Source organism: Bacillus pacificus (genome assembly GCF_020861345.1).
Lineage (GTDB): Bacteria > Bacillota > Bacilli > Bacillales > Bacillaceae_G > Bacillus_A > Bacillus_A pacificus.
Map to the genome: position 1 here is coordinate 5,054,093 of NZ_CP086328.1, position 8,408 is coordinate 5,062,500.

Consider the following 8,408-nt stretch of genomic DNA (forward strand, 5'->3'; position numbering starts at 1 on the left):
CCATAGGGTATTTTGTCGAAAAATGACGAATCTAAAAATAGACTCGAAACTTATAAACTATTTCTTTAGGAGGAAAAGAATTATGAAATCTACTGGTATCGTTCGTAAAGTTGATGAATTAGGTCGTGTAGTAATTCCGATTGAATTACGCCGTACTTTAGGTATTGCAGAAAAGGATGCTCTTGAAATCTATGTTGATGACGAGAAAATCATCTTAAAAAAATATAAGCCAAACATGACTTGCCAAGTAACTGGTGAAGTATCTGATGGTAACCTATCTTTAGCTGAAGGTAAAATTATCTTAAGCAAAGAAGGCGCTGAGCAAATCTTAAACGAGCTTCAAGATTATATCGAAACAGCAAAATAAGCTTCTCAATTATGAGAAGCTTATTTTTTATCGACATGATAGATTTGATATACATCGCGTTTCGACAAATCTCGATCTTTAGCAACTGTTTTTATCGCCTCTTTTGAATTCATACCTTTTTCGTTTATATAATGTTCAATATGGTCATATACCGAAATAGTTTCCCACCATTGTTCCTCTGGAGCAGGTTCTTCCGTTGAACCAGCTACTAAAATACAAAACTCACCACGAACTTCATTTTGTTTCGTCCACTCAATTGCTTCTTCAACTGTTCCACGAATAAATTCCTCGAATTTTTTTGTTAACTCTCGGCACAATACAATTTCTCTATTTCCCAATACTTCTTGCATCGAGATTAAAGTATCATCCAAACGGTGAGGTGCTTCATAAAACATCATTGTAGTTTGTATATAACGAAGCTTCTCTAACTCCATTTTTCTTTCTTTTTTATTTCTTTGTAAAAATCCATAGAAATAAAACTGTTTTGTTTCAAGGCCTGATGCAATTAATGCTGTAAGGGCTGCATTTGCCCCAGGAAGCGGGATAACATGATACTGTTCCGCTACAGCCTCTACAACAATATCGTAACCTGGATCGGAAATACACGGCATACCAGCATCACTAACAAGTGCTACTGTCTTTCCTTCGTCTAACTTATCTAATATTTTCTTCCCACTTACTTCCTTATTATGCTCATGGTAACTCATAACAGGCGTTTCAATTTCGAAGTAATTACAAAGTTTTTTCGTTTGTCTCGTATCTTCAGCAGCAATTAAATCCGCTTCTTTTAAAATTCGGATTGCACGAAATGTCATATCTTCTAAATTCCCAATAGGGGTTGGTACTAAATATAAAACGCCCTTTTCATTTTGTTGAAAACTTTTTTGTTGCCACATAAGGTTCTCCTTTTTGCATATATTCTTCTTTTTGTTTTCTATTTAATTGCTTAAAATAGTACTCTGCTTGCATAGCTGTACGCTTATCTTCATGAAACTCTACGTATTTTAAAGCAACAGGAAGTCTAGCACGCGTATACTTAGCCCCTTTTCCGCTATTATGGGTCTCAATCCGCTTCTCTATATGATTTGTATATCCAGCATAGTAACTTCCATCAGAGCACTCCACTACATAAAAACAATGCTTATTCTTCTCCATATAAAATAGAACGAATCTCCTTTGTATATTCATTATTTTCTTCATATACAAAAAGAGGTGGCAATATTTTTAAATCTGCGTTTCCGTCCTTAATTCCTTCAATTAACAATGTATTCGCTTCTTTTCCTGCCTTAGGATAAACAAATCGTACACGCTTCGGTTCAATTTTATACTTACGCATTAATGTAACAATGTCTAGTAAACGACCTGGACGATGTACAAATGCTACTTTCCCGCCTTGCTTTACTAGCTGACTACTTGCAGATACAACATCCTCTAGTGTACACATAATTTCATGACGAGCTATTGCTAAATGTTCATTCATATTTTTTTCAGAAGTTGCAGGTGTTTGGAAATAAGGCGGATTACATGTGACAACATCATATTGATGACGTCCAAGTTTCTCCGGCATATCTTTCAAATCCCCGTGTATTAAGTGAATTCTTTCTTCCAACTTATTGTATTGAACACTTCTTATTCCCATATCATATAAGCGTTCTTGAATTTCTACACCAGTAATATTCCCTTTCGTCCTTGTACTTAATAGAAGGGGCACAACGGCATTACCTGTACACAAATCAAGTAAATTACCTTTTTGAATTGGCACCCAAGCAAAGTCTGCAAGTAAAACAGCATCTAACGAGAAATTAAATACTGATGGGCTTTGTATAATCTTCAAATCTTGTGCTAATAAGTAATCTAAACGTTCATCTTCATATAAATTCATATGTTGCTCCTTTTCTTACACTTAACCTACCCTATTTCATCTTCTACTAATAAAAAACATATTCGATTCTACTCTCATGTATAAAAAATTACCTTTCCAATTATTATTGGAAAGGTAATTTCACTTTTTATTTAAAAATGACAGGCAGAATAAACAATCTCCCTCTTTACGTACACTTCCATAATGCAGATTACAAATATGAAAACCTTCTTGATATAGTCTTGCTAAATTATCGTAGCCTTCACCAATATCTGTCTTCGGCTTCACTTCTTTACGTTTTTGAGTTTTTTGTTTTTCTTTAATCTGCACTTCTTCAAAGCGGTGTCGCAAATTTTCATTTTCCATTTTTATATGTTGGTTTTCTTCCAGTAACTCTGCAAGATGTTGTTTTAATTCTCCCAACTGTTTGTATAAATGTCCAATTTGCTCTTCCATACTAGAAACCGATGCAAAAATATCTTTTTTCTCCACAAGCACCCACCTCATTAATCTGTGGTTTGACTCGAAACGACCCCTTTATTCACTAACTCATCTAACGTATATTCTACTATCCGTTCCTTGTCTACTAGTTCCACTTGAATTAATCTTTCTAAAATATTTAATCCGATAACACGGCCAGTACCATGCGGGGTTTGTATACGTTGATCTAAATCAGGAAGTTGTTCCTTTGCTGCCTCATATTCATCGTTCTCATATTTTAAGCAACACATTAAGCGACCACATAAACCAGAGATTTTTGCAGGATTTAATGATAAATTTTGATCCTTTGCCATCTTAATGGATACAGGTTCAAAATCCCCTAAAAAAGTAGAACAACAAAGCATACGACCACATGGACCAATACCACCAAGCATTTTCGCTTCATCACGAACACCAATTTGTCTTAGTTCAATTCTTGTCCTAAAAATTGCTGCTAAGTCCTTCACTAGTTCGCGAAAATCAATCCGACCATCCGCAGTAAAGTAGAAAATAATTTTATTGCGATCGAACGTATACTCTACATCTACAAGTTTCATATCAAGATTATGTTCTACTACCTTTTGCTGACAAACTTGATATGCTTCTTTTGCAGCATGTTTGTTCTCTTCAACAATGGTACGATCGTTTTCATTTGCAATGCGAATAACCTTTTTTAGCGGTAATACAACGTCGTTTTCATCAACTTGCTTTTTGGTAATAACTACTTTTCCGTATTCAATACCTCTTACCGTTTCTACAATTACAAACTCATTTTCAGAGATATCGAACTGATTCGGATCAAAGTAATACACCTTTCCGGCCTTCTTAAAGCGAACACCTACTACATCATACAAAACGGTCATCCCTCCTGCAACCGCAACACTAACTGTTCGAACACAAGCTGCGCATTTACATTAGCGTTGATTCTATTTTTTGCCTCTAATATATTAAAGAGAGCTGATACAATGCGCTTCTGAGCGTAGGAGAAAGATTCAAACATCTCTTTCTGCTCATGAAAAACAAGACGATCTTCTTCTCCAAGTTGAACATATAATAAATCCTTATAAATAAGGAGTAACATATCTAAACCTTGCTGTAATTGTTCTTTCTCTCCAAAGTGTTTTCCCCATTTTTCTTGTACAAAAAAAATAGAGGCTTTATCTTTTTCGAGCGCTTCACATAATTTTATCACTAAAGCTCGTGCTTGTGCAAACCATTCATCACTACATAAAGCTAAAGCTTCATCAAAACTATTTGTGAGTTGTGCAGCAAGTGTCGATAAAGATGTCGTAACACCTTCATCCTGTAATCTTCTAATTAAAGATTCCGTAGGTAACGGTCTAAATGTAACAACTTGACAACGAGATAAAATCGTATTTAAAATTTGATGACTTTGTTCAGTAAGTAAAATAGCTGTTGTATCACTACTTGGTTCTTCTAAAAATTTTAACAGTGTATTCGCCGCATTTGCTGTCATACGGTCTGCGTGCTCAATAACATATACTTTTTTATTTGCTTCTAATCCTGTTTTTGAAAACTCTTCTTGTAAATCATGAATTTGCTGCTTCTTAATAGATAATCCGTCTGGTTTTACAATATGTAAGTTTGGGTGGTTACCTGAATCAATTCGCTTACAATTTGTACATACATGACAAGGCTCTACCCCATTCCGCTGAGAACAGAGGAAACTCTTTGCCATTTGAATTGCTGTCGCAAACTTTCCTGTCCCTTTCCCTCCCTCTAACAAGTAAGCGTGGGATATACGCTCTTTTGCGATGCTATTCATCAACATTTTTACACCGATGGGTTGTATAGCAGAAAGCTGCTCCCACGTCTTCGTCATAATGCATACCTCACTTATTTCATTCTTTCCTTCTATTATAACAATTTATCTTCTATAACTTGAATAACTTCTTCTATAAGTTTTTCCATTGGTTGATCAGCATTTACTAATACAATACGATCCGAGAAACGTTCTACAACTTGTAAATACCCTTCACGCACACGTTTATGGAAAGTGATATCTTCCATATCTAACCGATTCACTTCACGTCCTGCATCTTTTGCAATTCGAGCTAAACCAACCTCTGGTTCAATGTCTAGGTAAATTGTTAAACTAGGCATGCAATCTTCTGTTGCGAAACGATTGATTTCAAATACTTTATCCATACCTAACCCTCTTGCATAGCCTTGATACGCTAAAGAGCTATCTATAAAACGATCACATAATACAAGGTAATCCTCATTAAGTGCCGGCATAACTTTTTCCACTAAATGTTGTCTACGTGCAGCGGCATATAGAAGTGCCTCTGTACGTGCTTCCATCATCGTATATTCTTGCTTATGTAAAATCGTTCTAATATCCTCAGAAATTGCAATACCACCTGGTTCTCTCGTCGCCATTACCTTTTGTTCCTTTTGTTCAAAGTATGGCAATAAACCTTGAATTAACGTTGTTTTACCCGAACCTTCTGGCCCCTCAATTGTTACAAATAATCCCTTCATCCTAAAACCTACTTTCTATATCATACACTTTCATATATTTCGTGCTACCTTGAAAACGGGCGCCTGCTCTCTCTAAATGCATAATTTGCTCTTTATGTTCTGAAGTAATTCTTTCCCCATACATAATCAATGGAATACCAGGTGGATATGGAATTACCATTTCCGCCGCTATCATCCCAACTGCTTCTTCTACAGATACTACTTTTGTTTCATATCCTTCCAGTTGTTTATATGTATACGGTAAAGGAGAAATTTCTCCTTTATAAGTATAACGAATAGATTCTGTCTTGTCTTTCACCTCATAAGATTGCAATGCCGCCCGGATCATCTCTATAGCCTTCATATACGTCTTATTTACTTGCAAAGGCAAAATAAATAAGACATTATATGGATCTGCCATTTCGGTATATATACCAACCTTTTCTAATACAGATTGTAATTCGTATCCTGATAACTGACAACGTGTCTGTACGGTAACTTTTAGCTCGTCTTGTAATGGATATTGTAAAATAGCTATTTGTGGGATAGAAGACAATTCTTCTTTAAATTCCCGTAAAAACTCGACAATTTCATCATGTCCCTTTTCTTTTATACGCGCTATCGTAAAGCGTGCAATATCAAGAGAAGCCATAATTGGATACGATGGACTACTAGATTGTAGCATACTTAAATAAGTAGAAACTCTTTCTTCTTTCACTAAGCGGCTATTTATATGTAAATAGGATCCCATCGTCATCGCAGGTAATGTTTTATGTGCGGAATGAACTACAATATCTGCACCATATGCTAAAGCTGACTTTGGAAATGCCCCGCCTAAACAAAAATGAGCTCCATGCGCTTCATCTACTAACACAGGAATTTTATGTGCATGTGCATAAGCAATGCTTGCCTCTAAATCCATCCCCATACCATAATAATTAGGATGTGTTAAAATAAGTGCTTTCGCATTTGGATATTTTTCAATTGCTTCCTTAATAATCTCATCATGAATTCCCACGGGTACGTTATAAGCTTCATCAATCCATGGATCTAAAAAAATTGGATTTGCTCCTGCTAATTTTAAACCATTAATAATTGATTTATGACAATTTCTTTGTACAAGAACAATATCATGTTCCCTACAGCAAGACAAAATCATTGCTAAGTTCCCGACTGTTGAACCATTAATTAAAAAATAACTTTTTTCCACTTCATATACATCAGCTAATAATTGTTGTGCCTCATCTATACATTCAAACGGACTATGTAAATCATCTAACCCTGATAACTCAGTTACATCGATAGATAGTATATCTTTAAACCCCTCTACTGCCCCTTGAGGGAAGTTTAAACCATTTTTATGACCTGGAACATGAAAAGATAACGGCCTTCTTTCTTTAAACTCTATTAATGCTTCATATAAAGGTATGCGATTTTGATTCATCTATATCTCTTCCTTATTATTTCATTCTTTATCTATTATACAGAACAAAAAAAATAATAGGCATATGCCTATTTAAAAATATGATACTTCTAATTTCCGAAGCTGTTTTAAATAATATATATACTTCGGATCATTTGTTTCTGTATTCACCATGTCCTTTTCACATTCATAACATATTAAATTATTATAAACATATATCCCTTCTTTTCTTTCTGTCTCACAAACAATACAAACTTCGTTTTGTGATTTCATATCTTTTCCTCCCTATTTAAATGGACATATTTTATACTTCTATTCCTTAACAATTTACAGAAAAATATACATCGATTTCTTATATAATATGATTCATCCTTGGGCAACGTGTTTGTATTACCATTACTTCTTTTTGCATACTGTTTGAAAACACAAAAAAACACAAGTCAAAAGACTTGTGTTTTTAGTTGCTTGGCGACGTCCTACTCTCACAGGGACAAGGTCCCAACTACCATCGGCGCTAGAGAGCTTAACTTCCGTGTTCGGTATGGGAACGGGTGTGACCTCTCTGCCATCATCACCAAACTATGAAGGCATATTCCTTCAAAACTAGATAACATTTGCTACATATTATATGGTTAAGTCCTCGATCTATTAGTATTCGTCAGCTCCACATGTCACCATGCTTCCACCTCGAACCTATCAACCTGATCATCTTTCAGGGATCTTACTAGCTTACGCTATGGGAAATCTCATCTTGAGGGGGGCTTCATGCTTAGATGCTTTCAGCACTTATCCCTTCCGCACATAGCTACCCAGCTATGCCCTTGGCAGAACAACTGGTACACCAGCGGTGCGTCCATCCCGGTCCTCTCGTACTAAGGACAGCTCCTCTCAAATTTCCTACGCCCACGACGGATAGGGACCGAACTGTCTCACGACGTTCTGAACCCAGCTCGCGTACCGCTTTAATGGGCGAACAGCCCAACCCTTGGGACCGACTACAGCCCCAGGATGCGATGAGCCGACATCGAGGTGCCAAACCTCCCCGTCGATGTGGACTCTTGGGGGAGATAAGCCTGTTATCCCCGGGGTAGCTTTTATCCGTTGAGCGATGGCCCTTCCATGCGGAACCACCGGATCACTAAGCCCGACTTTCGTCCCTGCTCGACTTGTAGGTCTCGCAGTCAAGCTCCCTTATGCCTTTGCACTCTACGAATGATTTCCAACCATTCTGAGGGAACCTTTGGGCGCCTCCGTTACACTTTAGGAGGCGACCGCCCCAGTCAAACTGCCCACCTGACACTGTCTCCCGGGTCGATAAGACCCGTAGGTTAGAATTTCAATACAGTCAGGGCGGTATCCCACCAGCGCCTCCACCGAAGCTAGCGCTCCGGTTTCAAAGGCTCCCGCCTATCCTGTACAAACTGTACCAAAATTCAATATCAGGCTACAGTAAAGCTCCACGGGGTCTTTCCGTCCTGTCGCGGGTAACCTGCATCTTCACAGGTACTATAATTTCACCGAGTCTCTGGTTGAGACAGTGCCCAAATCGTTACACCTTTCGTGCGGGTCGGAACTTACCCGACAAGGAATTTCGCTACCTTAGGACCGTTATAGTTACGGCCGCCGTTTACTGGGGCTTCAGTTCAGAGCTTCGCTTACGCTAACCCCTCTCCTTAACCTTCCAGCACCGGGCAGGTGTCACCCCCTATACTTCGCCTTACGGCTTCGCAGAGAGCTGTGTTTTTGCTAAACAGTCGCTTGGGCCTATTCACTGCGGCTTTCCGTTAAGAAAG

General features: G+C 37.6%; 10 protein-coding genes and 2 rRNA genes (1 of these 12 cut by a window edge). 1 reads left to right on the plus strand and 11 read right to left on the minus strand.

Translation table 11 applies throughout. The features are described 5' to 3' along the window. The first annotated feature begins 82 nt into the window (after positions 1-82). On the plus strand, positions 83-367 hold the full coding sequence (locus LMD38_RS26055; RefSeq protein WP_000843036.1) for a transition state genes transcriptional regulator AbrB: 285 nt from the start codon (positions 83-85) through the stop codon (positions 365-367). A gap of 20 nt (positions 368-387) precedes the next feature. Here LMD38_RS26055 and rsmI read toward each other — a convergent pair whose 3' ends face one another. The 11 genes from rsmI to LMD38_RS26110 all read right to left on the minus strand — a co-directional run. Next, a complete protein-coding gene (rsmI, locus tag LMD38_RS26060) occupies positions 388-1,263 on the minus strand; it encodes a 16S rRNA (cytidine(1402)-2'-O)-methyltransferase (RefSeq protein WP_000267806.1) in 876 nt (291 codons plus the stop codon). Then, positions 1,232-1,522 carry a GIY-YIG nuclease family protein gene (locus tag LMD38_RS26065; RefSeq protein WP_000414339.1) on the minus strand — a complete coding sequence of 97 codons (291 nt, stop codon included), beginning with the start codon at positions 1,520-1,522 and terminating at the stop codon, positions 1,232-1,234. Before LMD38_RS26065 ends, rsmI begins: the two co-directional genes overlap by 32 nt. After that, on the minus strand, positions 1,509-2,249 hold the full coding sequence (locus LMD38_RS26070; protein WP_001055351.1) for a tRNA1(Val) (adenine(37)-N6)-methyltransferase: 741 nt from the start codon (positions 2,247-2,249) through the stop codon (positions 1,509-1,511). The genes LMD38_RS26065 and LMD38_RS26070 overlap by 14 nt, the downstream gene beginning before the upstream one ends. 120 nt (positions 2,250-2,369) lie before the next feature. Further along, a complete protein-coding gene (gene yabA / locus LMD38_RS26075) occupies positions 2,370-2,720 on the minus strand; it encodes a DNA replication initiation control protein YabA (RefSeq protein WP_000412056.1) in 351 nt (116 codons plus the stop codon). Positions 2,721-2,734: 14 nt separating this feature from the next. Further along, entirely contained in the window at positions 2,735-3,562 is an 828-nt protein-coding gene (locus tag LMD38_RS26080; protein ID WP_000272429.1) for a PSP1 domain-containing protein, read from the minus strand. Positions 3,563-3,567: 5 nt separating this feature from the next. Further along, positions 3,568-4,551 carry a DNA polymerase III subunit delta' gene (holB, locus tag LMD38_RS26085; protein WP_000169574.1) on the minus strand — a complete coding sequence of 328 codons (984 nt, stop codon included), beginning with the start codon at positions 4,549-4,551 and terminating at the stop codon, positions 3,568-3,570. Between the two features lie 35 nt (positions 4,552-4,586). Beyond that, positions 4,587-5,213: a dTMP kinase gene (tmk, locus tag LMD38_RS26090; RefSeq protein WP_000677230.1), complete on the minus strand. Its 627-nt coding sequence runs from the start codon at positions 5,211-5,213 to the stop codon at positions 4,587-4,589. A 1-nt stretch (position 5,214) separates the two neighbouring features. After that, positions 5,215-6,636 carry an aminotransferase class I/II-fold pyridoxal phosphate-dependent enzyme gene (locus tag LMD38_RS26095; RefSeq protein ID WP_016716238.1) on the minus strand — a complete coding sequence of 474 codons (1,422 nt, stop codon included), beginning with the start codon at positions 6,634-6,636 and terminating at the stop codon, positions 5,215-5,217. A gap of 72 nt (positions 6,637-6,708) precedes the next feature. Continuing rightward, positions 6,709-6,888, minus strand: a complete 180-nt coding sequence (locus LMD38_RS26100; RefSeq protein ID WP_000842028.1) for a sigma factor G inhibitor Gin — start codon at positions 6,886-6,888, stop codon at positions 6,709-6,711. 190 nt (positions 6,889-7,078) lie between these two features. Then, positions 7,079-7,194: ribosomal RNA gene (rrf, locus tag LMD38_RS26105) — 5S ribosomal RNA — on the minus strand. A 49-nt stretch (positions 7,195-7,243) separates the two neighbouring features. Beyond that, positions 7,244-8,408: ribosomal RNA gene (locus LMD38_RS26110) — 23S ribosomal RNA — on the minus strand; it runs 1,758 nt beyond the window's last position.

What these genes read in the sequence shown, in the direction of transcription:
- rsmI (WP_000267806.1), bottom strand. Translation starts at nt 1,263, where the DNA reads ATGTGGCAACAAAAAAGTTTTCAACAAAATGAAAAGGGCGTTTTATAT.
- tmk (WP_000677230.1), bottom strand. Translation starts at nt 5,213, where the DNA reads ATGAAGGGATTATTTGTAACAATTGAGGGGCCAGAAGGTTCGGGTAAA.
- LMD38_RS26100 (WP_000842028.1), bottom strand. Translation starts at nt 6,888, where the DNA reads ATGAAATCACAAAACGAAGTTTGTATTGTTTGTGAGACAGAAAGAAAA.
- LMD38_RS26070 (WP_001055351.1), bottom strand. Translation starts at nt 2,249, where the DNA reads ATGAATTTATATGAAGATGAACGTTTAGATTACTTATTAGCACAAGAT.
- holB (WP_000169574.1), bottom strand. Translation starts at nt 4,551, where the DNA reads ATGACGAAGACGTGGGAGCAGCTTTCTGCTATACAACCCATCGGTGTA.
- LMD38_RS26065 (WP_000414339.1), bottom strand. Translation starts at nt 1,522, where the DNA reads ATGGAGAAGAATAAGCATTGTTTTTATGTAGTGGAGTGCTCTGATGGA.
- LMD38_RS26055 (WP_000843036.1), top strand. Translation starts at nt 83, where the DNA reads ATGAAATCTACTGGTATCGTTCGTAAAGTTGATGAATTAGGTCGTGTA.
- LMD38_RS26095 (WP_016716238.1), bottom strand. Translation starts at nt 6,636, where the DNA reads ATGAATCAAAATCGCATACCTTTATATGAAGCATTAATAGAGTTTAAA.